The organism is Citrobacter meridianamericanus (genome assembly GCF_041320245.1).
GTDB classification, from domain to species: domain Bacteria; phylum Pseudomonadota; class Gammaproteobacteria; order Enterobacterales; family Enterobacteriaceae; genus Citrobacter; species Citrobacter meridianamericanus.
Genome location: NZ_CP101036.1, coordinates 2,668,072 through 2,689,915, shown reverse-complemented (window position 1 = coordinate 2,689,915; position 21,844 = coordinate 2,668,072). Strand labels below are relative to the sequence as shown.

The window sequence follows — 21,844 nt, the reverse complement described above, 5'->3', positions numbered from 1 at the left end:
GCAGATCTCGCTTACAAATAGGAAATGGCGTATTGCACAGTGCCAACAACTGTCCCGGCGGTTGCCCCACCGTTCGGGCTATAATACTGCACGGCAAAGTCGTGCTCACCGGATGTATTTCCGGCCGCAACGGTAATTCCTGCAACCGGAGTTCCAGTACGTAAATCGATCGGCGTAGTACCCGCGCTATCGGTCAGCAGTTGTAATTCAACATTTTGCGCGGTACCTGTATTAGCCAGGTTACCGCGTTCGGTCATATTATTTGCAACGAAGACGGTTTTAATATCCAACGCGTTAGAATCAACTGTACAGCCGGTCACGCCGAGGGTGAATGTTGTCAGGCCTGCTGAAGATGCTGCTGACGCGAGATCGCTTTTCGCAACAGATGGCAGTAATACTACTGGCCGTGCATTTACACCGTTAACCGTGACTTCGCAAGTTTGTTCGGTCACTTCGCCTTTAAAGGTGATGGTATTTGCTGAATCAGCATACGCTATCTGCGCAAACAATAATGCAAGGCCACCAGCTGCAAATATATAACTGGCATGAGGAATATTGGTTTTCATATTGTCTATCCTTAATTAATAAATACACTGGCATCGTAATAAAATGATGCAATAACCCTTCTCCGCTTAGCGTGGAGTATTTATTCAGGGATGCAGCGACATCAGTAATGTCTTATGACACCGTAAGAGTAACCCTACGATGACGGCTAGTTTAAGAATAATCCCAGAAATTAAAACCTTTGTTTTCTTAAATCATATTAGGTCGATCTTAAATAAGATCTTAATTTCGATATTTTCATTCTAACTAATTGCTTTTATTGAGTTTTAATGATAATAGTAATTTCCATAAGAAAAATTTTCTTAACCTGAATTAAATACAATAATAACGATGTTCATCACAAATTAATGCAGCAACAGTCATCCAGATGACTGAGATGATGTTATATTTCCCTCATGAATTGAAGCTTCAATTAACATTGCCAAATTGAAATCCCCACATAACGAATTAAAAATTAAAGCGGGAATGCCCGCCAGCGTGACGATCAAGACCGGTGAACGAACCTTGATGAGTTACCTGTTTAAACTGTTAATTGCCCGTCTGAAACTGGTCTTTAAAGAGTATTGAACCCTCCATTGCCGGTATGGCGTTCTGCTTGCGCGTCATACCGGTTTCTGCCATTGCTGGCAGCTTTGCTTTCTTGTAACCTTCTTTCCGTCGCACTACTGACAAAATCTGGAACCACTGAACTGGACTTCATATGAATGCTCATATTTCTAAAGACCCTTTACATGGCGTAACGCTTGAAATGCAGGTCAATGCACTGGTTGATCGTTACGGTTGGGCTGAGCTGGCACAACGCATTAGCATCAACTGTTTTAAAAATGAACCGAGCGTTAAATCCAGTCTGAAGTTTCTGCGTCGTACGCCGTGGGCGCGGGCAGAAGTTGAAGCGCTGTACCTTGATTCTCTGGATGACCAGGCCTCAAATAACACCGCCGAACCGGCCATTGATCCCTGGGCTAACAGCCGCAACAAGAAGAAATAAGAGCCAAATCTGATGTCTGCATCCGGTTTTATTTCAGGAAATTATCAAAAAAAATTGGCGAATTTACTCGCCCGTTCCCGAGCCAGACTGCCGCTCACCAACATGAAATGGTTCACGCTGCTGGTAGGTAGTATGTTGCTACTCGGCAGTTGTTCTTCACAGCCGCCAGGTTCCAAAATCACCCCACAGACTCCGGTAAACAAATCACAGCAGAGCAAAGAGCCAGTGCGCGGTATCTGGCTGGCAACGGTTTCGCGTCTGGACTGGCCACCGATTTCATCTGTCAACATCAGTTCGCCTGGCGTTCGCATCAGTCAGCAGCAAAAAGCGCTGACTGACAAGCTGGACAATCTGAAACGTCTTGGTATTAATACCGTTTTTTTCCAGGTAAAGCCTGATGCCACCGCGCTATGGCAATCAAAAATCTTGCCGTGGTCAGATACTCTGACGGGAACGATTGGTCAGGATCCGGGCTACGATCCGCTCCAGTTTATGCTTGATGAAGCGCATAAACGCGGCATGAAAGTCCATGCGTGGTTTAACCCCTACCGCGTATCCGTGAACACCAAACCTTCGACAATCACCGAATTAAACAATACGCTGTCACAGACGCCTTCCAGCGTTTATGTTCTGCATCGGGACTGGATCCGCACCTCGGGCGAGCGTTTTGTGTTAGATCCCGGCATTCCGGAAGTTCGCGACTGGATAACCAGCATCGTGGCTGAAGTGGTTGAGAATTACCCGATTGACGGCGTGCAGTTTGATGATTACTTCTATACCGAGTCTCCCGGTTCTGCGCTCAACGACAGCCAGACTTTCAGACGATACGGCCAGGAATTCGCATCCAAAGCAGACTGGCGGCGTGATAACACGCAACGTCTGATCGCCCAGGTTTCACAAACCATCAAGAAACTCAAACCTGAAGTCGAGTTTGGCGTCAGCCCTGCGGGTGTGTGGCGCAACCGTTCGCACGATCCAGCGGGGTCCGACACGCGCGGCGCGGCAGCGTATGATGAATCATACGCCGATACCCGCCGCTGGGTGCAACTGGGGCTACTGGACTATATCGCCCCGCAACTGTACTGGCCCTTCGCCCGCGATGCGGCACGATACGATGTGCTGGCAAAATGGTGGGCAGATGTCGTGAAATCAACCAACACTCGCCTCTATATAGGGGTGGCGCTTTACAAAGTCGGCGAGCCGTCGCGAAAAGAACCAGACTGGACGGTTAAAGGCGGTGTACCAGAGTTAAAAAAACAGCTCGATCTGAACGAGTCGGAACCGCACATTAACGGCACTATTCTGTTTCGCGAAGATTATCTTAACCAACCGCAAACGCAGGAAGCGGTAACTTATATTCGCAACCGTTGGGGACGTTAATGGTTGTCCTCTGGTCTGTTTAGCGGGGAAATTTTTCCCCGCTCAGGCCGACGTCTTCAGTCCGCGTGGCGACTGTCTCGGCATCACCTGGACATTAACCTGCGGACATTATCATTAATCTGTTTCTGTATCGTATTCAGCGTAGTTTGTGTTATCTGATCGGCGTATTTGTCTTTGGCTGTAACGCTTAGCGCTGTCGCATAGTGGCAGATCTTGTCGATTATGGCGTTCACATGCTCAGCTGATAGCTCGGCTTCCTGTTCGCCAAGCTGCTGCAGGTGCTTTCTTTCGATATCCAGCGCTTCTCCCAGCACGTCCATTTGGTGATATCCGCCTGGCCCTTCGCACCAGGTCACGTCGTAAGCCGGGGCCAAAGTCCAGTTTCCGTCGGCTGACATTAAATAGGCAAAGTTTTTGGGATGATCATCGCGGTTGTTAAATGCCACGTTGAAAACCACGCGTTCGAACGCTTTCGCTTTTTCTCTGACATCATTGGTACAAATCTGTGTGGCGCGCAGAAAATCCCGGTAATCTAACGCACCGGGTATCTGGTAATTTGCACCGGTAAATGCCGCCAGACTCTGCATAGGAATACGGACCGACTGCTCACGGTCGAAACGGCGGGTAGCAAACGCCGCCTGCTCGTCAGGCAGATTGAAATACGCTGTATCTGGCGTGGTAATCCCACATTGCCGCAAACATTCTGCGTATACTGCTTCGATGGCACATACCTCGGCATGCTCGTGCCTGGCAGGAAATTTAATCAACCAGCTTTCGCTCCCCGGGAGGGGCACAGTGGCGAATTTTGACGTGACACTGTCACGATAAAGTAACGCTTTTGGCCTTGCCCCTTGTGGTGAACCTCCCATCTGGAGAAGTTTTTGCAAGAATTCCCCGCCTTCTCCACTCAGGACTTCCTGAACCTCAGATGCCAGTTGTTCAAGAGGAACATCCTCTTTTGAAAGTTTCTCGACATCTGACTGAACGGGCCGGAACGTCATGGCACCCATTGCGTTATTGCCGACCCAGGTTAACCTCTCCAGAGGTCCTATGCGCGCTGCGTTGAGTCCACGGCGTTTAAATAACCGATCCATCAACAGCATCCCCCAGCCATCAGGTAGCGAATCGTACACGGGACCAGGTAATCCCAATTGATGAGCCGGGAAATCCCTGCGTAAACGGGGACCGTTCAGCGGTAACGTTAGCCGGGACAGCTCCAGCCCCTTACGTATGGCGTCTTCACTGTATTCAAAAGCGATCAACGGGCGTCCGGTCAGGGCTGTGGAAGACACCAGTTTTCCCCACAACCATTTTTCACCCCAGCCTTCATAAAAGACATCGACTTGCTCAGGCATCAGTATTTTTCCTTTTCACCCGCTGGCGTGCTGCGCTCTTCTCGTAACGCAAAATATCATCCAGACTGTCAATCCTGGGTTTAAATAAGCCCTCCAGCGCCTCACCATAGCCTAACACCATCGCGACTTTGACCAGATTCTCAAATCCTACATTCTTACCCGCTTCCAGATTTGAAACGGTATTCACACCGACCCCTGAACGCGCGGCAACATCAGCCTGCGTCATTTGCCGCGCGAGTCGTTCCTTACGCAATCTGTCGCAAAGTAGTTTGACGATATCGGCTGCTGTATTGAGCATTAAATCCATAATATTGGCTCTTATAGGGATAAAATAGACTTTACACCCAATATTATAGAGTTAAGCGAGGAATGATTCAAAGTTTTGTAAGACACAATAAAAAGGAGTTAAATCGATAATTCGTGGTTAAGCATCATTATACTGGAGTTATCCGGGCACAACGTTTGCACCCGGATATCGTGTCGTTATCAGGCAACTGAAGGCTCAGGCAATCTGAATGACGAGACCAACAACGCCAACTGTTCCGCCTCCTCTTTCAATGCCTGCGTACGTGCGGCGGCATCATCAATTAACGAGGCGTTTTGCTGAACGGTGCTGTCCATTTCGGTAACGGCCAGCGTAACTTCTGAAACGCCCTTACGCTGTTCTTCACCCGCCACACGAATTTCCCCCATCAGCTGACGTACCTGACGTACATTGCTGACCAGTTCTCCCAGACGTTCGCCCGCATGGTGAATTTGCTGGCTTCCGCTACCAACATGAGAAACGGATTCATCTATCAACGCTTTTATTTCCTGTGCAGCGGTGGCACTTCGCTGGGCCAGCGTGCGCACTTCGGAGGCCACAACGGCAAAGCCTCTGCCTGCATCACCCGCTCTGGCAGCTTCAACCGCAGCGTTGAGGGCGAGGATATTGGTCTGGAACGCAATGCTGTCGATGACTGCAACAATTTCTACCATTCTGCCGGATGACGCGCTGACGTTGTCCATCGTAGAGATAACACCCTGCATCACATCGCCGCAGCGGTTGGCCGTTTGCGCTGTGCTATCGGAGAGTTCATCCGCCAGTTGTGTATTACTGGCATTTTGATGAACGGTTGCGTTTAATTGTTCCATCGCCGCTGAACTCTCTTCCAGCGCCGCGGCCTGCTGCGTTACGCGAGATGAAAGTTCCATATTACTGTCTGCCAGACTGACGGCGTTATTCGCCACTACCACGCTACTGCTTCTGACGGTGATCAGGACGGCTGCGATTTTATCGACGAACAGGTTAAACGCTTCGGCGATGGCTGAAATCTCATCTTTACCACGCACATCCAGGCGACGGGTAAGATCGCCTTCTCCCTGTGCAATGTCATCAAGTGCCTGACGAGTATCATCGAGACGCGAAATCAGTCGGCGAACCACTAGCCAGGATCCAACCAGCAACAGCGTCATAATCGGGATCAACACTTCCAGTACGTCCTGCATCATCACTTTAGCAAGGCCGACGATACGTGATTCAGGCGTCACCAGTCCCACTACCCAACCGGTATCTGCCATCGGGAACAGCATCACCCGGGACGCCGTATTCAGAACGTTGTCGTTTGCAAGCGTAATAGTCTTCACCCCATCTGTCGGGCGGAGAGATTTCAGGCCGTTTTCCACCGGGATAAGCCATTGCGCGCTTTGCGCCAGTTCATTAATGGTTTTATATTTTGCCAAATCGGCCTGCGGGAAGTAGAGAATTTGCCCCTGTTTGTCCACCACAAACGCGTAACCTCCGGTGCTGTTTCCCTGCTGTTGCATAAAGGTGGCGACGTTATCCAGACGAATATCGGTGGTAGCAACCCCGGCAAACTTGCCCGCCAGTTGATATGGCACGCTGCACGTTACCATGTTGACGCCCGAACTGGCGTCCTGATACACATCAGACCATAGGCAGCTGTTTTGTGAATGGTTTTTGGCGTGCTGATACCAGCTTTCATTATGGTATCCGCTTGATCCTTCGACGTTATAGTCGTTGGAATACACCAGTTTACCTTCCGCATTACGCGCCCAGAAAAAGCTGCGCTTCTCCACGCCAGCGGTAAAGGCGCCTGGTTCTGGCCAAATGCCGCCGCCGGTAATAATCGAGTCTTTACTTTCGCCAATCAGATGTGGAACGACGCTTTGGTAGAGGGATTCATCGTTGGGCAATACTTCAGCCAGTCGTGACAGGCTGACGGTCTCGCCTTCAATTCGGGACAACACGGTACTCAGTTGACGGGTTAAACCTTGCCCTGTTTCTTCGATCAGTGCTGTGTTGATTTCAACAACGCGCGGCTGACCACGCCAGAGCATAATCGCCACAATAACAAGCGTCGTGACTGCAAGCAGCAGAATGCCGCCGATGGTTAAACGCGTTGAAATACGAGTGGGATACCAGGCCATACAAACTCCTTGTGCGAAAGGCTAAGTTTTATCCAGTATCGGCACAGGCGTTTATATCTTTATAAAGTTTTCTTAAGTATCACAAAATAAATAAGTGACGTTGTCACGAATAGCAAAACCCAGCACTTGGACTGGGTTTAAATAACAACTTAATCTTATTTTGATAATTCTTTTTTGATTTCGTCTTTTATTTTACTTAATTCACTCTGCGGATGTTTTTTACAAAGTTCAACGGTCAGAGGAACTGCGGTAGTGACGGTTTCGTTATAGTCTACGTAATCACCACCTTTGAAGTCTTCGTCTTCATTGAGCACCCAGAAAGCCACTGGAGCCATAGTTTGCGGGTTCAAATCAATAAACTCCTGGCAGCTCATGCCTTTCGGAGTCACTTCAGTTTTAGCGTTATCAGTTGCTGCATTGACGCTGACACTGGTTAACAGCGCTGCGACCAGAATACCTGCTGTAGAAAGGGAGAATTTATTCATTGTAGTACTCCATTTATAATATAAATAATATCTACACTTGCGCTTCAAACCGTTAATGTAGTTCGCAAAAAATAATACCCCTACCTTCATAAGAATAAAGATCAACACCATGGATATGGCTGAAATTTATATTTCACATTACTGATTCTGATGTTCGAGCGCAAAACGTGGCCACAATGTGATCGTTCCGACGAAATCAGTAGATTCATACTCCATACCCCTGTCACTGCACCAAAACTGAACTACGCTGCACAAATGTTGATCATTGGTTAACGAATTTGAGTTGAATTTTAACAAAAACAGCCAGCATGCCGCTGTTACCAGCCTGGCACGCGTCCTGCATTGTTAATTCGCTAACAGTGAGCCGTAATCTGACAGACAACTAACAGCGAGAAAGTAATGACAGCGAAACCTGAGTTATTTACCCGCATAGAGCAGACCTTTAGCCAGCTGACGCCCAGCGAAAAGCGCGTGGCCGGATGGCTGTTAGCCCATGCTGTACAGATCCCTTTTGAGACGGCGGATGGTATCGCGAAGGCGACCGGAACCAGCGGCATTACCGTTGGACGCTATCTGCGTAAACTGGGCTTTCGCAATCTGGAAGATGCAAAAGCCAGCCTGCGAGAACTACCCGTAGTTCCCTATCAGCCCTGGGGTATGAACGAGCGGTTGGACTCCTGGCACCAGCAACAAAGTCTGCCCGATCGCGCGCAGCAGTCGCTGTTACTGGAAATCGACGCTATTACCCACGTTTATCAGCTTGCTCAGGGCGAGACATTTTTACGCATTGCGCAACAGCTGGCGCATGCGGAAGCCGTGTTTATCCTTGGGATCCAGTCTACCCGCGGGATCGCCAACGCTTTTTTCAGCCATCTGGAATACCTGCGGCCTAAAGTCAGCTACTCCGAAGGGCTTTCAGGCAGTTGGGTGGAATCACTGAATTCGGGTTTCACCCAGCCTTACGTAGTGATCACCGATATGCGCGCCTACTCTGCGGTCTCCAGACAATATTGCCGTATCGCCACAGAGCGCTGCATTCCGCTGGCGCTGGTCACCGATGTGTGGTGCCCGTGGGCCAGAGACTATTCCATTGATTTGCTTCAGGTGAAAACTGACACCGGGCATTTCTGGGATTCACTGGCACCGGTGAGCTGTCTGTTCAACTTATTACTCTCTGCGGTGGTGGCACAACTGGGTGACTCCCTCACAGAACGCCTGCAAACCAATCGCCAGTTACAACAACAATTTGGTCAATTTGAACAATAAACAGGAAACGTGCTATGTCAGAGACCCCAGAACTGGTCGATCTGTCAGTGATATTCCCGTCACTGCATATCGATCTTAAATACGCTACTGCAGATAACATTACCGGTGCGCCAATTTACCGGGAAGCACGTTGTCTGTTGCACACCGAGGCGGTAACCGCGCTGGCTAAAAGCATCAGTATTGCGCAACTGGCGGGCCTGAAGCTTGTTGTGTACGACGCGTATCGCCCGCAGCAGGCACAGGCGGTGCTGTGGAATGCGTGTCCGGATCCTCAGTACGTTGTCGATGTGGCGATTGGTTCTAATCACAGCCGCGGTACGGCTATTGACGTTACGTTAATGGACGATCGCGGCAAGGTCCTTGATATGGGAGCCGGTTTTGATGAAATGCACGACCGTTCCCATGCCTGGCATCCGTCTGTTCCTCCGATTGCACAGCGTAATCGCCTGCTGCTCAATGCCATTATGTTCGGCGGCGGCTTTGTCGGTATCAACAGCGAGTGGTGGCATTTTGAATTACCTGATGCCGCCCGCTATCCGCTGCTTGACGATCAGATGGATTGTTACACTGTCACTCCCACAGCAACACAACATCCCCTTTGATTCTGGAGCCTGGTTATGAAGACTACACCTGCGTTAAACGCGTTTTTTCGCCCCGCTCTGATTGCCGTTGCGCTGGCGTTTGCCCTGCCCGCCGCACAGGCCGCCGTTCCCAAAGATATGTTGGTGATTGGTAAAGCAGCCGATCCACAAACGCTCGATCCCGCCGTGACCATCGATAACAACGACTGGACGGTCACCTACCCCTCTTATCAGCGACTGGTTCAGTACAAAACCGACGGCGGTAAAGGCTCCACGGAAGTTGAAGGTGATTTAGCCAGCGGCTGGAAAGCCTCTGACGACCAGAAAGAGTGGACGTTTACCCTGAAAAACGATGCCAAATTCGCCGACGGGACGCCGGTAACGGCTGATGCGGTAAAGCAATCTTTTGAACGCTTGCTCAAAATTGGCCAGGGCCCTGCAGAAGCATTCCCGAAAGATCTGAAGGTTGAGGCTATCGATAACACGACGGTGAAGTTTACCCTCAGTCAGCCGTTTGCGCCGTTCCTGTATACGCTGGCGAATGACGGAGCCTCAATCATTAACCCGGCCATTTTAAAAGAGCATGCTGCAGACGATGCCCGCGGATTCCTGGCGCAAAACACGGCAGGCTCTGGTCCGTTCATGCTTAAAAGCTGGCAAAAAGGACAGCAGTTGGTGCTGGTTCCTAACCCGTATTATGCCGGTGAAAAACCTTCGTTTAAGCGGGTTTCGGTAAAAATCATCGGTGAAAGCGCCTCCCGCCGACTGCAATTGTCACGTGGCGATATCGACATTGCCGATGCGCTTCCTGTAGACCAGCTTGCGGCCTTAAAACAGGAAGGCAAAGTTAACGTAGCGGATTATCCCTCACTGCGCGTGACCTATCTGTATTTGAACAACAGTAAAGCGCCGCTCAATCAGGTGGATTTACGCCGCGCCATCTCGTGGGCCACCGATTATAAAGGCATGGTAAATGGGATCCTCAGCGGCAACGGGAAGCAAATGCGTGGTCCGATCCCTGAAGGCATGTGGGGTTTTGACGACAAGGCCATGCAGTACAGTTTTGATGAGGCCAAAGCGAAAGCGGCGTGGGACAACGTTGCCAGCAAACCTGAAAGCCTGAGCTTCCTGTACTCTGATAATGACCCTAACTGGGAACCTATCGCGCTCGCCACTCAGGCAAGTCTTGGCAAACTGGGTATTAAGGTGAAGCTGGAGAAACTGGCAAACGCCACCATGCGTGACCGTGTAGGTAAGGGAGATTACGACATTGCCATTGGCAACTGGAGCCCGGATTTTGCCGACCCGTACATGTTTATGAATTACTGGTTTGAGTCAGACAAGAAAGGTTTACCCGGTAACCGCTCCTTCTACGAAAACAGTGAAGTCGATAAGCTGCTGCGTAGCGCCCTGGCGACCACCGATCAGGCGGCCAGAACCAAGGATTACCAGCAGGCGCAAACCATCGTAATTGATGAAGCTGCCTACGTTTATTTATTCCAGAAAAATTATCAGTTGGCGATGAACAAAGACGTTAAAGGATTTGTATTCAACCCCATGCTGGAACAGGTCTTCAATATCTCCACCATGAGTAAATAAGCCACGTTGATGCGGAGCCGCTCGGCTCCGCAAGGGGAAGCTAATGACGTTCTGGAGCATTTTACGCCAGCGATGCTGGGGACTTATTCTGGTGGTGATCGGTGTTTGCGTAATCACCTTTATTATTTCACACCTGATACCTGGCGACCCCGCACGGCTGCTGGCAGGCGATCGCGCCAGTGATGAAATTGTCGAAAATATTCGCCAACAGCTAGGGCTGAACCAGCCGTTGTATGTTCAGTTTTTTCGCTACGTCAGCGATATTTTCCATGGCGATTTAGGCATTTCCATTCGTACCGGCCGTCCGGTACTGGATGAGCTACGCATCTTCTTCCCCGCCACCCTTGAGCTGGCTTTCTGCTCCTTGTTGCTGGCGCTGCTCATCGGTATTCCGTTGGGCATTTTATCTGCGGTCTGGCGCAACCGCTGGCTTGATCACCTCGTTCGCCTGATGGCGATCACCGGCATCTCTACGCCTGCATTCTGGCTGGGGCTGGGGGTTATTGTGCTGTTTTATGGTCATCTGCAAATTTTACCCGGCGGCGGGCGTTTAGACGACTGGCTGGATCCACCCGCTCACGTCACCGGGTTCTACCTGATTGATGCACTGCTGGAAGGCAATGGCGAAGTCTTTTTCAATGCGCTTCAGCATCTGATCCTGCCGTCGCTGACGCTGGCTTTTGTGCATCTCGGAATCGTTGCCCGCCAGATTCGCTCTGCCATGCTGGAGCAACTCAGTGAAGATTACATTCGTACCGCTCGCGCCAGCGGGTTACCGGGCTGGTACATCGTGCTGTGCTATGCATTGCCTAACGCACTCATTCCATCAATCACTGTCCTCGGCCTGGCGCTGGGCGATCTGCTCTACGGTGCGGTGTTGACCGAAACGGTCTTCGCCTGGCCGGGGATGGGTGCCTGGGTAGTGACATCAATTCAGGCGCTCGACTTCCCGGCGGTAATGGGATTTGCCGTGGTGGTCTCCTTCGCCTATGTGCTGGTCAACCTGGTGGTGGACTTGCTCTATTTGTGGGTGGACCCTCGAATTGGACGTGGAGGCGCACAATGATGCTCACACAAGAAACGCCCGCGGCACCGCAGACCGTTCGCCGTCGCACGGACTGGGCCAAACTGTTCTGGATGATGAAAAACAGCCCGCTGACGTTGGTTGGCGGGGTCATCATCGTATTGATACTGCTGTTGATGGTGCTGTCGCCGTGGATAACCCCTCACGACCCAAACGCCATCGATTTAAGTGCGCGCCTGCTGCCCCCGTCAGCAACTCACTGGTTTGGTACCGATGAAGTTGGCCGCGATCTGTTCAGCCGCGTTCTGGTGGGGAGCCAGCAGTCGGTCGTTGCGGGTCTGGTGGTAGTGGGTATTGCCGGAGGAGCGGGTTCACTGCTGGGCTGCCTGTCAGGTGTTATGGGCGGACGTGCAGATGCGATCATTATGCGCATGATGGACATTATGCTGTCTATTCCCTCGCTGGTGCTGACGATGGCGCTGGCTGCCGCGCTGGGTCCAAGCTTGTTTAACGCCATGCTGGCGATTGCGATCGTAAGAATTCCTTTTTATGTGCGCCTCGCCCGCGGTCAAACGTTAGTGGTGCGTCAGTTCACCTATGTACAGGCGGCGCGCACTTACGGGGCTTCACGCTGGCATCTTATTAGCTGGCACATTTTACGTAATTCTCTGCCCCCACTCATCGTGCAGGCTTCGCTGGATATCGGCAGTGCGATCCTGATGGCTGCCACGCTCGGGTTTATTGGTTTGGGCGCACAGCAACCGAGCGCTGAATGGGGCGCGATGGTCGCAATTGGCCGCAATTATGTGCTTGATCAGTGGTGGTATTGCGCTTTCCCCGGCGCGGCCATTCTGATTACCGCCGTGGGCTTTAATCTCTTTGGCGATGGCATTCGCGATCTGCTGGATCCGAAAGCCGGAGGAAAACAGTCATGACACAACCCGTGCTGGAAATCGAAGATTTACATTTGAGTTTCCCCGGCTATAAAGCTGAGGTGCATGCGCTGAACCATGTCTCGTTACACATCAACCGCGGAGAGATCGTTGGCGTGGTGGGTGAATCCGGTTCCGGTAAGTCCGTGACGGCCATGCTCACCATGCGTCTGCTGCCGGAGGGGAGTTATCATATTCACCAGGGACGCGTTTCGCTGCTGGGTGAAGATGTGCTCAATGCCAGCGAGAAGCAAATGCGTCAATGGCGCGGCGCACGCGTCGCGATGATTTTTCAGGAACCCATGACGGCACTGAATCCAACCCGACGTATCGGTCAGCAAATGGTAGAGGTTATCCGTCATCATCAGGCGTTGAGCCGCACGGATGCCCGTCAGAAAGCCATCGCTTTACTCGAAGAGATGCAAATCCCGGACGCGTCGGAAGTCATGAAACGTTTCCCGTTTGAGCTTTCCGGCGGGATGCGCCAGCGTGTCATGATCGCGCTGGCCTTTTCCTGCGAGCCAGAGCTTATTATTGCCGATGAACCAACCACCGCGTTGGACGTCACGGTGCAACTGCAGGTGCTGCGGTTACTGAAATTAAAAGCGCGAGCCAGCGGTACTGCCGTGTTATTTATCAGCCATGATATGGCTGTGGTTTCACAGCTATGCGATCGGTTATACGTCATGTATGCCGGAAGCGTGATTGAGAGTGGCCCGACGCAAACCGTTATTCAACACCCGACGCACCCCTATTCCATCGGCTTGCTGAAATGTGCGCCGGAACACGGCGAACCGCGCGCATTGCTGCCTGCCATTCCCGGCACCGTACCGAATTTAACCTGCTTGCCGGCGGGATGCGCATTTCGCGAGCGCTGTTTTGCGGCTGGCCCTCGCTGTGAAGAAACACCCGCGTTAAGCAGTCAGGGAGGCGCGGAGCAACAATCTGCCTGCTGGTACCCGCAACTGGAGACAACACATGTCTGACTTTTTACTGGATCTGCAGGATGTCCATGTCAACTTCCCTGCGCGTAAAAACTGGCTCGGCAAAGTAACGGAGCGAGTACATGCGCTCAACGGTCTGGATTTACAGATCCGACAAGGGGAAACGCTGGGAATTGTTGGCGAGTCTGGTTGCGGAAAAAGTACGCTGGCGCAACTGCTGATGGGCATGCTGAAACCCAGTAAGGGAAACTATGGCCGCCGTGGTGACAAGCAACATAACGGTATGCAGATGGTATTTCAGGATCCTCTTTCATCGCTGGATCCTCGCTTACCGGTGTGGCGAACTATCACTGAGCCGGTATGGATCCAAAAACGGAATCCGGAACGTGAGCGCCGCATGCTTGCCGAAGATTTGGCCCAACAGGTGGGAATCCGCCCAGAATATCTCGATCGTCTGCCGCATGCGTTTTCCGGTGGACAACGTCAGCGTATTGCCATCGCCCGGGCGCTATCGTCAGAGCCGGATGTTATCGTACTTGATGAACCCACTTCGGCACTGGATATCTCCGTACAGGCGCAAATACTTAACCTGCTGGTGTCACTGCAGGCGCGCAGAAACCTGACCTACGTGCTGATCTCGCACAATGTGTCGGTGGTCCGCCATATGAGCGACCGCGTGGCGGTAATGTACCTCGGGCAAATTGTTGAGCTGGGCGATGCGCAGCAGGTTCTCACTCAACCCGCCCATCCCTACACGCGATTATTGTTGGACTCCGTCCCTAAAACGGGAGCGCCGTTGGCGGAAGATTTAGTGTTGCGGAAAACCGAACTTCCGGGAAATCGAACTCTGCCAGAGGGCTGTTTTTTCCGTGACAGATGCCCGCTTGCGACCAGCGGTTGTGAGAAGAAACAGGCATTATTGAAAAGTGATACCGGATGTGACGTTCGCTGCTGGCGGGCGGTTACATGACCTGAGCCGTTGAGAAAAGTCAGGTGCGATACGCCTTTTTCAGTGAATCCACCAGCACTTCAGAGGCGGTAGATAACTTATGATGTGCCGAACGCAAAACGCCGATCCGACGTTGGATCACCGGCGTATCCAGATCGATACAGATTGCGCCCAGCTCGGTCATTTGCGTACGGCACAATGCTGGCACGGCGCTGCCGCCCAGTCCACTCGCCACCAGGCGACCAACTGTCACCAGTTGATGGCTCTCCAGCGCCACCTCCAGCGTATGCCCGCTTTGTACCAGCTGTTCTTCCAGCATCAGACGCACGGCGGAAGGCCGTTGCAGGGTGATGAAATCCAGCGTCAGCAGTTCGCGCCACGCAATACGATCCCTCCCCGCCAGTCGGCATGTCGGCGGCACAATCGCAATAAAACGATCCACGCCGAGCGGCGTGAAATGCAGATGACCTGAGTAGTCAGGCTCAAAGGCGATACCCATCTCTACCCGCCCTTCGCTGACCATCTCAATCACCTGTTCGTTGATCACATCGTGTACCGTTACGTTGATACCAGAGTAAGAGTCACGAAATGTTTTCAGTACCGATGGCAGGACGTTAGCGGCAAATGAAGGCATGGCGGCAATCGAGATTTTACCGCGCTGCAGCGTAAAGTGTTGGCGCATTGCCTCTTCCGTATTCTCCCAGTCCGCCAGCAGTTGTCGTCCCATGTTCAGCAGCGTTTCTCCCTCCTGCGTCAGGGTCACTTTGCGGGTGGTTCTCAACAGTAACGCCCCGCCCAGGGAATCCTCCAGTCCTTTAATCGCCAGGCTTAATGCGGGTTGCGACATATTCAGTCTTTCACTGGCATGAGCAAAATTCAGAGTGTGAGCTACCGCTAAAAACGCGCGTAACTGTTTGATGCTCATTCCCATTTCGCATTCCTTTAACTTGTTGAATACCTTTAATTAACATTAAATTGATAAAAAAACCCAATGATTGAGTCACAAATTTAAAATTAACAAATCATTTTTCACCCCCAATGATGTCGGCAAGGACAACTGGAGGGGCAAGTGTATGGCTGGACTGGATAAACGGGTTGCCACTTATCAAGAGGCGCTGGAAGGACTGACCGATAACATGACGCTGCTGGCGGGCGGTTTTGGCTTATGTGGGATCCCTGAGAACCTGATTGCCGAAGTACGCCGTCGGAAAGTTCAGGGGCTTACGGTGGTGTCAAACAATTGCGGCGTGGATGGTTTTGGCCTTGGTGTACTGCTGGAAACGCGGCAGGTGCGTAAAGTTGTCGCATCCTATGTGGGTGAGAACGCTCTGTTTGAGCAGCAGGTACTCAACGGCGAACTGGACGCTATCCTGACGCCGCAAGGCACGTTGGCGGAGCAACTTCGGGCAGGCGGCGCGGGGATCCCGGCATTCTTTACCGCAACCGGCTACGGAACCCCGGTCGCACAAGGAAAAGAAGTTCGTGAATTTGCCGGACGCCCGTACATCCTGGAGCAGGCAATTACTGGTGATTTTGCCTTGGTTAAGGGCTGGAAAGCCGACTGGTACGGCAACGTTATTTACCGTCACACCGCACAGAATTTTAATCCACTGATGGCCGCGGCCGGGCGAATCACCGTCGTGGAAGTCGAAGAAATTGTCCCTCCCGGAGAGCTTGACCCCGCCGCTATTCACACCCCAGGAATTTTTGTTAACCGCATTATTCAGGGGCAATTTGAAAAACGTATTGAACAACGCACCCTTCGCCACAAAGGAGCCTGACCATGTTAACGCGTGAACAAATGGCGATGCGTGTCGCCCGCGAGCTGCGCGACGGTTATTACGTCAACCTTGGGATTGGTATTCCCACTCTGGTGGCGAACTACATTCCCGATGGCATGGACGTCATGCTGCAATCAGAAAACGGTTTGCTGGGTATGGGCCCGTTCCCCACGGAAGACGAAATTGATGCAGACATGATCAATGCCGGAAAACAGACCGTTACAGCGCGCAAAGGCGCGGCGATCTTCGACTCGGCGCAATCCTTCGCCATGATCCGCGGTGGCCACGTCGATCTGACGGTACTCGGCGCGTTTGAAGTGGATGTTAACGGCAATATCGCCTCATGGATGATCCCCGGAAAAATGGTGAAAGGCATGGGGGGCGCGATGGATTTGGTTGCTGGTGCTGACAACATCATCGTGGTGATGACGCATGCCTCCAAAAGTGGTGAGTCGAAACTGCTTCCCTCCTGCACCCTGCCGCTGACCGGCGTGGCCTGCATTAAACGCGTGCTTACCGATCTGGCGCTGCTGGAGATCGCCGATGGCGCGTTCATTCTGCGTGAGCGTGCGCCGGGCATCAGCGTGGATGAGATTGTCGCCAGAACAGCCGGCAAGCTGATCGTTCCCGAAAACGTCCCCGAAATGCAATTTAGCTGAGGATCTGACCATGCAGGATGTTGTTATTGTCGCCGCAACGCGTACTCCGATTGGCAGTTTTCATGGCGCGTTGGCGCCACTTTCCGCCGTTGAGTTAGGCTCGGTAGTGATCCGTTCTCTGCTGGAAAAAACCAACCTGGCGCCTGAACAAATTGATGAGGTGATTTTAGGTCAGGTACTAACGGCAGGCTGCGGCCAGAATCCGGCCAGGCAAACGGCGTTACGCGCAGGACTGCCGGCAACCACGCCCGCGTTAACCATTAATCTGGTGTGCGGTTCGGGCCTGAAGGCGGTGCATCAGGCGGTCCAGGCGATTCGCTGCGGCGATGCGCAAATCGTAATAGCCGGTGGTCAGGAGAGCATGAGCAATGCGCCCTATTTTCTCGACGGTGCGCGAGCCGGTCTGCGGTTGGGCCATGCCAGTATGAAAGACAGCGTGGTACATGACGGCTTGTGGGATGCGTTCAACGATTATCACATGGGAATTACCGCGGAAAATCTGGCGGATAAATTCGTTATCAGTCGCGAGCAGCAGGACGCCTTTGCTCTGCGTTCCCAGCAAAAAACGGCTGCCGCCATGGAAGCCGGTCGTTTTATCGCGGAAATCACGCCGGTCATCGTCCCGCAGGGTAAAAAACCGCCGCGCGTTGTGAACCATGACGAACAGCCTCGCCCGGATACCCAGGCTGAGAAGCTGGCGCTGCTCAAACCAGCGTTTCGCCCTGGTAACGGCACAGTGACCGCCGGGAACGCCTCTTCAATCAACGATGGTGCCGCCGCAGTGATGTTGATGAGCGCCGCCAAAGCAGCAGAACTCAATCTGCCGGTTTTTGCCCGGGTGGCGGGCTACGCCGTTTCCGGCGTCGACCCTTCCATTATGGGCATTGGGCCGGTAGAGGCCACACTCCAGTGCCTGAAGCGAGCGGGCTGGACGTTGAATGATGTCGATCTCATTGAAGCCAACGAAGCCTTCGCCGCACAAGCGCTGGCGGTTGGTGAATCCCTGAACTGGGACAGCGACCGGGTGAACGTAAACGGCGGTGCGATTGCGCTGGGCCATCCCATCGGCGCATCAGGTTGCCGAATTCTGGTGACGCTGCTGCACGAAATGGCGCGTAGTAACGCGACCAAAGGGCTGGCTACGCTGTGCGTAGGCGGCGGTCAGGGCGTAGCCCTGGCGGTAGAGCGTTTGCAGGAGGTCCCTCATGCAAAGTAAATATGTCTGCGTATTGGGCGCGGGTTTAATGGGCGTCGGTATTGCCACCCACTTTGCTCGTTATGGTCACGATGTCTGGCTGTATGACACCGATAGCGACCGAATTGCTGAAATTGGCGCCGTTGCCAGCGGTATTCTGGATGAACTGATCACCGCCGAAAAGTTTGCCGCTGACGAAAAAGATCAGGTTGTGAGTCGTCTGCACGGTACGACTTCGCTACCGGAGATTGCTGCGTGCGGATTACTGATTGAAGCCATCCCGGAGCGGCTCGGGCTAAAGCACGCGTTGTATGCGCAACTGGAAAAACTGATCGCGCCGGAGGCCGTCATTGCCAGTAATACCAGCGGCCTGCCGCCGGATGCGCTGGCAGAAAAGCTCGCCCATCCTGAGCGGCTGCTCATCGCCCATTTCTGGCACCCGCCACATTTTATCCCGCTGGTCGAAATTGTCCCCGGCACCGCCACGAAACCGGAATACCTGCGTGAGCTGCAACAGCTGCTGCTCTCGATGCAACTGGAAGCCGTCGTCCTCGACCGCGCAGCACCTGGTTTTGTCGGTAATCGCCTGCAATTTGCGCTGCTGCGTGAAGCATTACATATCGTAAAAAGCGGTATCGCCAGCGCAGAGGTGGTGGATCAGGTCATGCGCGCCTCGCTCGGTCGCCGCTATGCGATGGTTGGCCCGCTGGAGGCGGCAGATATGACCGGACTTTCTACGGTGCAGGACATTTGTCGGCATCTGCTGCCGGAACTGGCCACCGGTAGCGACATGATGTCGCTGGTCGCGGATAAGGTTGCCTCTGGTGATACCGGCTTGCGCAGCGGCCAGGGGTTTTATCGCTGGGATGATTCGCGCAAGGAGTATATCCAGCAACGCCGAGAGCATCAGCTGCGCTTTGCCCTGAAACCGTAACTTCTCTTTCTGTACCCCACTATAACAATGATATTGAGGAGTCATGATGAGTGTATTAATCGCCCTGGCAGCGCTGGGCCTGCTGATGCTGGCAGCCTATCGCGGGTACAGCGTTATCCTGTTTGCCCCCATCGCGGCATTAGGTGCTGTATTGCTGACCGAACCCAGCGCCGTTGGCCCTGCCTTCACCGGCCTGTTTATGGAAAAAATGGTCGGTTTTGTGAAGCTTTACTTCCCGGTATTCTTACTGGGAGCGGTATTTGGCAAGTTAATTGAGTTATCCGGTTTTTCTCGATCGATCGTTGCCGCCGCCATCAACATTCTCGGGCGTCGTCACGCCATTCCGGTGATTGTGTTGGTGTGTGCGCTATTGACCTACGGCGGCGTGTCGCTGTTCGTGGTGGCGTTTGCGGTGTATCCGTTTGCGGCGGAACTGTTCCGCCAGAGCAATATTCCGAAGCGCCTGATCCCGGCAACCGTGGCGCTGGGCGCGTTCTCATTCACCATGGATGCGCTACCTGGCACGCCGCAAATCCAGAACATTATTCCAACCAGCTTCTTCGGGACTAACGCCTGGGCCGCGCCTTGGCTGGGTCTGATCGGTTCCGTGTTTATCATCGTTGTCGGTCTGGTTTATCTCGAACGCCAGCGCCGTAAAGCACAGGCGAAAAACGAAGGCTATGGCACTGAACTGTTAAATGAACCGGAAACGCCGGATAACATTAACCTGCCGAACCCGATAATTGCTATCTCGCCGCTGATCCTGGTCGGGGTATTTAACCTGCTGTTTACCCGCTGGATCCCCCAATGGTATGGTGCCACGCATCAACTGGAACTTCCGGGTCTTGCCAAACCGATTACCACCGAAGTCGGTAAAATCACCGCTATCTGGGCGGTAGAAGCAGCGCTGATCTCTGGGATCTTGCTGGTGGTGGTGTTCGGCTATCGCAACATTAAAGGTCGCCTGGCGGAAGGCAGCCGAACGGCGGTTGGCGGCGCAATCCTCGCGGCCATGAACACTGCGTCAGAATACGGTTTTGGCGCGGTGATCGCCGCCCTGCCCGGATTCCTCGTACTGTCAAAAGCGCTGGCTGCCATTCCCGATCCATTGCTCAATGAGGCAATTAGCATCACCACGCTTGCCGGGATCACCGGTTCAGCATCTGGCGGCATGAGTATTGCGCTCGCCGCCATGTCGGACACCTTTATCGCTGCCGCTCATGCCGCAAATATCCCACTTGAAGTCTTCCACCGCGTCGCCTCTATGGCCAGCGGAGGCATGGATACTCTGCCGCATAACGGGGCGGTGATTACGCTGTTGGCTATTACCGGTCTCAGCCACCGTCAGGCGTATGGTGGGATTTTCGCCATTACCATAATTAAAAGTCTGGCCGTGCTGTTTGTGATCGGCGTTTTCTACACCACCGGAATTGTTTAAGGAGAATCATCATGAACTTAACGGGAAAAGTAGCCCTGGTTACCGGCTCTACCAGCGGTATCGGATTAGGCATCGCGCAGGTGCTGGCGCAAGCAGGCGCTACGCTGATCCTCAACGGATTTGGTGATGTCGATGCCGCCAAAGATGCCGTTGCGCAGTATGGCAAAACACCGGGCTATCATGGCGCAGACTTAAGCGATGAAGCACAAATTGCCGACATGATGCGTTATGCCGAAAGCGAATTCGGTGGTGTGGATATTCTGGTCAACAACGCCGGGATCCAGCATGTTTCACCGGTAGAGACCTTTCCGGTTGATAAGTGGAACGCGATTATCGCTATTAACCTCTCTTCTGTTTTTCACACCACGCGTCTGGCACTTCCCGGCATGCGCACGCGTAACTGGGGGCGCATCATTAATATCGCCTCTGTTCATGGTCTGGTGGCGTCAAAAGACAAATCCGCTTATGTGGCAGCGAAGCATGGCGTGGTGGGTTTAACCAAAACCATTGCGCTGGAAACCGCGCAGACGGGAATCACTTGCAATGCGCTGTGCCCCGGCTGGGTGCTGACCCCGCTGGTCCAGCAGCAGATTGATAAGCGTATTGCCGACGGGGCTGAACCTGATGCGGCGCGTGACGCTCTGCTGGCGGAAAAGCAGCCGTCACGCGAATTCGTTACGCCGGAACAGCTGGGTGAGCTTGCGCTGTTTTTGTGCTCAGACGGTGCGGCGCAGGTACGTGGCGTCGCGTGGAATATGGATGGCGGCTGGGTGGCGCAATAAATTACATTGGCCGGATAAGACCCCGTCGTATCCGGCGCATACTTATTAAGACTTCAGTTGATAATCCAGTGTAATTTCCGCGTTCAGCACCTGGGATACCGGACAACCAGCTTTCGCTTTCTGGATGATGCCGTCAAATGTGGCGGCATCTATCCCCGGGACGCTTACCTGGCTGTGCAACGCCACTTTGGTGATAGCAAACCCGGCATCCACTTTATCCAGAGAAACGTCGGCTGTAGTATCAATGGCATCTGGCGTAAAACCTGCTTCGCCCAGCATGAGCGAGAGCGCCATTGAGAAGCAGGCTGCATGGGCCGCGCCAATCAACTCCTCAGGATTGGTGCCTTTCACTCCTTCAAATCGTGTATTAAACCCATACGGTTGCTGATTCAACACCCCACTTTCGGTCGACACGGTACCTTTCCCGCGCTTGATGTCGCCTTCCCAGTGTGCCTGACCTTTCTTATGGATAGTCATTATCGCTCTCCTGTGTTGTCGTTGGAGTTACAAGTATAGGACGGCTGAGAAAAAGCATGACACATAAGGGATAGTCTCATT

Annotated in this window: 22 protein-coding genes; 15 read left to right on the top strand and 7 right to left on the bottom strand. The window is 52.9% G+C overall.

Features of this window, described 5'->3' with window-relative positions; genetic code table 11:
• Window positions 1-11: 11 nt before the first annotated feature.
• Window positions 12-566 carry a fimbrial protein gene (locus tag NMD08_RS12915; RefSeq protein WP_151219228.1) on the bottom strand — a complete coding sequence of 185 codons (555 nt, stop codon included), beginning with the start codon at window positions 564-566 and terminating at the stop codon, window positions 12-14.
• Between the two features lie 698 nt (window positions 567-1,264).
• Here NMD08_RS12915 and NMD08_RS12910 point away from each other — a divergent pair.
• Window positions 1,265-1,552, top strand: a complete 288-nt coding sequence (locus NMD08_RS12910) for a VF530 family DNA-binding protein (protein WP_370618197.1) — start codon at window positions 1,265-1,267, stop codon at window positions 1,550-1,552.
• A 12-nt stretch (window positions 1,553-1,564) separates the two neighbouring features.
• A complete protein-coding gene (locus NMD08_RS12905; RefSeq protein WP_187259659.1) occupies window positions 1,565-2,932 on the top strand; it encodes a glycoside hydrolase family 10 protein in 1,368 nt (455 codons plus the stop codon).
• 83 nt (window positions 2,933-3,015) lie between these two features.
• On the opposite strand, the gene NMD08_RS12900 is transcribed toward NMD08_RS12905, so the two are convergent.
• The 4 genes from NMD08_RS12900 to hdeB form a co-directional block, all read right to left on the bottom strand.
• Window positions 3,016-4,287, bottom strand: a complete 1,272-nt coding sequence (locus NMD08_RS12900) for a type II toxin-antitoxin system HipA family toxin (protein ID WP_370618195.1) — start codon at window positions 4,285-4,287, stop codon at window positions 3,016-3,018.
• Window positions 4,280-4,594, bottom strand: a complete 315-nt coding sequence (locus NMD08_RS12895; RefSeq protein ID WP_151219231.1) for a helix-turn-helix domain-containing protein — start codon at window positions 4,592-4,594, stop codon at window positions 4,280-4,282. The genes NMD08_RS12900 and NMD08_RS12895 overlap by 8 nt, the downstream gene beginning before the upstream one ends.
• Window positions 4,595-4,773: 179 nt before the next feature.
• The gene (locus tag NMD08_RS12890) at window positions 4,774-6,717 is read right to left on the bottom strand and encodes a methyl-accepting chemotaxis protein (protein ID WP_151219232.1); all 1,944 of its coding nucleotides are present in this window, start codon (window positions 6,715-6,717) and stop codon (window positions 4,774-4,776) included.
• A 155-nt stretch (window positions 6,718-6,872) separates the two neighbouring features.
• Window positions 6,873-7,202: an acid-activated periplasmic chaperone HdeB gene (gene hdeB / locus NMD08_RS12885; protein ID WP_043016321.1), complete on the bottom strand. Its 330-nt coding sequence runs from the start codon at window positions 7,200-7,202 to the stop codon at window positions 6,873-6,875.
• A 399-nt stretch (window positions 7,203-7,601) separates the two neighbouring features.
• Here hdeB and NMD08_RS12880 point away from each other — a divergent pair, with 399 nt between their 5' ends.
• From NMD08_RS12880 to NMD08_RS12850, 7 genes are read left to right on the top strand one after another with little or no spacing between them, the layout of a single operon-like run.
• Window positions 7,602-8,468, top strand: a complete 867-nt coding sequence (locus tag NMD08_RS12880) for a MurR/RpiR family transcriptional regulator (protein WP_151219233.1) — start codon at window positions 7,602-7,604, stop codon at window positions 8,466-8,468.
• Between the two features lie 14 nt (window positions 8,469-8,482).
• Window positions 8,483-9,070, top strand: coding sequence for a D-alanyl-D-alanine dipeptidase (gene ddpX, locus NMD08_RS12875; RefSeq protein WP_286540622.1), 588 nt, complete (start codon window positions 8,483-8,485; stop codon window positions 9,068-9,070).
• 15 nt (window positions 9,071-9,085) lie between these two features.
• Window positions 9,086-10,648, top strand: coding sequence for an ABC transporter substrate-binding protein (locus tag NMD08_RS12870; protein WP_151219235.1), 1,563 nt, complete (start codon window positions 9,086-9,088; stop codon window positions 10,646-10,648).
• 43 nt (window positions 10,649-10,691) lie between these two features.
• Window positions 10,692-11,714 (top strand): ABC transporter permease, encoded by a 1,023-nt coding sequence (locus tag NMD08_RS12865; protein WP_187259655.1) that lies wholly within the window; start codon window positions 10,692-10,694, stop codon window positions 11,712-11,714.
• On the top strand, window positions 11,711-12,607 hold the full coding sequence (ddpC, locus tag NMD08_RS12860; protein ID WP_151219237.1) for a D,D-dipeptide ABC transporter permease: 897 nt from the start codon (window positions 11,711-11,713) through the stop codon (window positions 12,605-12,607). Before NMD08_RS12865 ends, ddpC begins: the two co-directional genes overlap by 4 nt.
• The gene (locus NMD08_RS12855) at window positions 12,604-13,590 is read left to right on the top strand and encodes an ABC transporter ATP-binding protein (protein WP_151219238.1); all 987 of its coding nucleotides are present in this window, start codon (window positions 12,604-12,606) and stop codon (window positions 13,588-13,590) included. Before ddpC ends, NMD08_RS12855 begins: the two co-directional genes overlap by 4 nt.
• Window positions 13,583-14,518: an ABC transporter ATP-binding protein gene (locus NMD08_RS12850; RefSeq protein WP_151219239.1), complete on the top strand. Its 936-nt coding sequence runs from the start codon at window positions 13,583-13,585 to the stop codon at window positions 14,516-14,518. The genes NMD08_RS12855 and NMD08_RS12850 overlap by 8 nt, the downstream gene beginning before the upstream one ends.
• Window positions 14,519-14,537: 19 nt before the next feature.
• On the opposite strand, the gene NMD08_RS12845 is transcribed toward NMD08_RS12850, so the two are convergent.
• Complete coding sequence (locus NMD08_RS12845; RefSeq protein ID WP_210905091.1) at window positions 14,538-15,428, bottom strand: LysR family transcriptional regulator; 891 nt, start codon at window positions 15,426-15,428, stop codon at window positions 14,538-14,540.
• Between the two features lie 142 nt (window positions 15,429-15,570).
• Here NMD08_RS12845 and NMD08_RS12840 point away from each other — a divergent pair, with 142 nt between their 5' ends.
• The 6 genes from NMD08_RS12840 to NMD08_RS12815 are packed head-to-tail and all read left to right on the top strand — an operon-like array spanning window position 15,571 to window position 21,286.
• Window positions 15,571-16,278 (top strand): CoA transferase subunit A, encoded by a 708-nt coding sequence (locus tag NMD08_RS12840; RefSeq protein ID WP_187259651.1) that lies wholly within the window; start codon window positions 15,571-15,573, stop codon window positions 16,276-16,278.
• A 2-nt stretch (window positions 16,279-16,280) separates the two neighbouring features.
• Window positions 16,281-16,937 carry a CoA transferase subunit B gene (locus NMD08_RS12835; protein ID WP_151219240.1) on the top strand — a complete coding sequence of 219 codons (657 nt, stop codon included), beginning with the start codon at window positions 16,281-16,283 and terminating at the stop codon, window positions 16,935-16,937.
• A 10-nt stretch (window positions 16,938-16,947) separates the two neighbouring features.
• Window positions 16,948-18,153, top strand: coding sequence for an acetyl-CoA C-acetyltransferase (locus NMD08_RS12830; protein WP_151219241.1), 1,206 nt, complete (start codon window positions 16,948-16,950; stop codon window positions 18,151-18,153).
• Complete coding sequence (locus tag NMD08_RS12825; RefSeq protein ID WP_151219242.1) at window positions 18,143-19,066, top strand: 3-hydroxyacyl-CoA dehydrogenase family protein; 924 nt, start codon at window positions 18,143-18,145, stop codon at window positions 19,064-19,066. Before NMD08_RS12830 ends, NMD08_RS12825 begins: the two co-directional genes overlap by 11 nt.
• Window positions 19,067-19,109: 43 nt before the next feature.
• On the top strand, window positions 19,110-20,504 hold the full coding sequence (locus NMD08_RS12820) for a GntP family permease (RefSeq protein ID WP_210905093.1): 1,395 nt from the start codon (window positions 19,110-19,112) through the stop codon (window positions 20,502-20,504).
• A gap of 11 nt (window positions 20,505-20,515) precedes the next feature.
• Window positions 20,516-21,286, top strand: a complete 771-nt coding sequence (locus tag NMD08_RS12815) for a 3-hydroxybutyrate dehydrogenase (RefSeq protein ID WP_137376625.1) — start codon at window positions 20,516-20,518, stop codon at window positions 21,284-21,286.
• Between the two features lie 45 nt (window positions 21,287-21,331).
• Here NMD08_RS12815 and NMD08_RS12810 read toward each other — a convergent pair whose 3' ends face one another.
• Window positions 21,332-21,763 carry an OsmC family protein gene (locus NMD08_RS12810; RefSeq protein WP_005126807.1) on the bottom strand — a complete coding sequence of 144 codons (432 nt, stop codon included), beginning with the start codon at window positions 21,761-21,763 and terminating at the stop codon, window positions 21,332-21,334.
• Between the last annotated feature and the right edge of the window lie 81 nt (window positions 21,764-21,844).

Coding starts and splice junctions, on each gene's coding strand:
- NMD08_RS12910 (WP_370618197.1), top strand. CDS start 1,265: ATGAATGCTCATATTTCTAAAGACCCTTTACATGGCGTAACGCTTGAA.
- NMD08_RS12870 (WP_151219235.1), top strand. CDS start 9,086: ATGAAGACTACACCTGCGTTAAACGCGTTTTTTCGCCCCGCTCTGATT.
- NMD08_RS12850 (WP_151219239.1), top strand. CDS start 13,583: ATGTCTGACTTTTTACTGGATCTGCAGGATGTCCATGTCAACTTCCCT.
- NMD08_RS12900 (WP_370618195.1), bottom strand. CDS start 4,287: ATGCCTGAGCAAGTCGATGTCTTTTATGAAGGCTGGGGTGAAAAATGG.
- NMD08_RS12845 (WP_210905091.1), bottom strand. CDS start 15,428: ATGGGAATGAGCATCAAACAGTTACGCGCGTTTTTAGCGGTAGCTCAC.
- ddpC (WP_151219237.1), top strand. CDS start 11,711: ATGATGCTCACACAAGAAACGCCCGCGGCACCGCAGACCGTTCGCCGT.
- NMD08_RS12880 (WP_151219233.1), top strand. CDS start 7,602: ATGACAGCGAAACCTGAGTTATTTACCCGCATAGAGCAGACCTTTAGC.
- ddpX (WP_286540622.1), top strand. CDS start 8,483: ATGTCAGAGACCCCAGAACTGGTCGATCTGTCAGTGATATTCCCGTCA.
- NMD08_RS12855 (WP_151219238.1), top strand. CDS start 12,604: ATGACACAACCCGTGCTGGAAATCGAAGATTTACATTTGAGTTTCCCC.
- hdeB (WP_043016321.1), bottom strand. CDS start 7,202: ATGAATAAATTCTCCCTTTCTACAGCAGGTATTCTGGTCGCAGCGCTG.
- NMD08_RS12905 (WP_187259659.1), top strand. CDS start 1,565: ATGTCTGCATCCGGTTTTATTTCAGGAAATTATCAAAAAAAATTGGCG.
- NMD08_RS12865 (WP_187259655.1), top strand. CDS start 10,692: ATGACGTTCTGGAGCATTTTACGCCAGCGATGCTGGGGACTTATTCTG.
- NMD08_RS12830 (WP_151219241.1), top strand. CDS start 16,948: ATGCAGGATGTTGTTATTGTCGCCGCAACGCGTACTCCGATTGGCAGT.
- NMD08_RS12810 (WP_005126807.1), bottom strand. CDS start 21,763: ATGACTATCCATAAGAAAGGTCAGGCACACTGGGAAGGCGACATCAAG.
- NMD08_RS12890 (WP_151219232.1), bottom strand. CDS start 6,717: ATGGCCTGGTATCCCACTCGTATTTCAACGCGTTTAACCATCGGCGGC.
- NMD08_RS12820 (WP_210905093.1), top strand. CDS start 19,110: ATGATGAGTGTATTAATCGCCCTGGCAGCGCTGGGCCTGCTGATGCTG.
- NMD08_RS12895 (WP_151219231.1), bottom strand. CDS start 4,594: ATGGATTTAATGCTCAATACAGCAGCCGATATCGTCAAACTACTTTGC.
- NMD08_RS12840 (WP_187259651.1), top strand. CDS start 15,571: ATGGCTGGACTGGATAAACGGGTTGCCACTTATCAAGAGGCGCTGGAA.
- NMD08_RS12835 (WP_151219240.1), top strand. CDS start 16,281: ATGTTAACGCGTGAACAAATGGCGATGCGTGTCGCCCGCGAGCTGCGC.
- NMD08_RS12915 (WP_151219228.1), bottom strand. CDS start 566: ATGAAAACCAATATTCCTCATGCCAGTTATATATTTGCAGCTGGTGGC.
- NMD08_RS12825 (WP_151219242.1), top strand. CDS start 18,143: ATGCAAAGTAAATATGTCTGCGTATTGGGCGCGGGTTTAATGGGCGTC.
- NMD08_RS12815 (WP_137376625.1), top strand. CDS start 20,516: ATGAACTTAACGGGAAAAGTAGCCCTGGTTACCGGCTCTACCAGCGGT.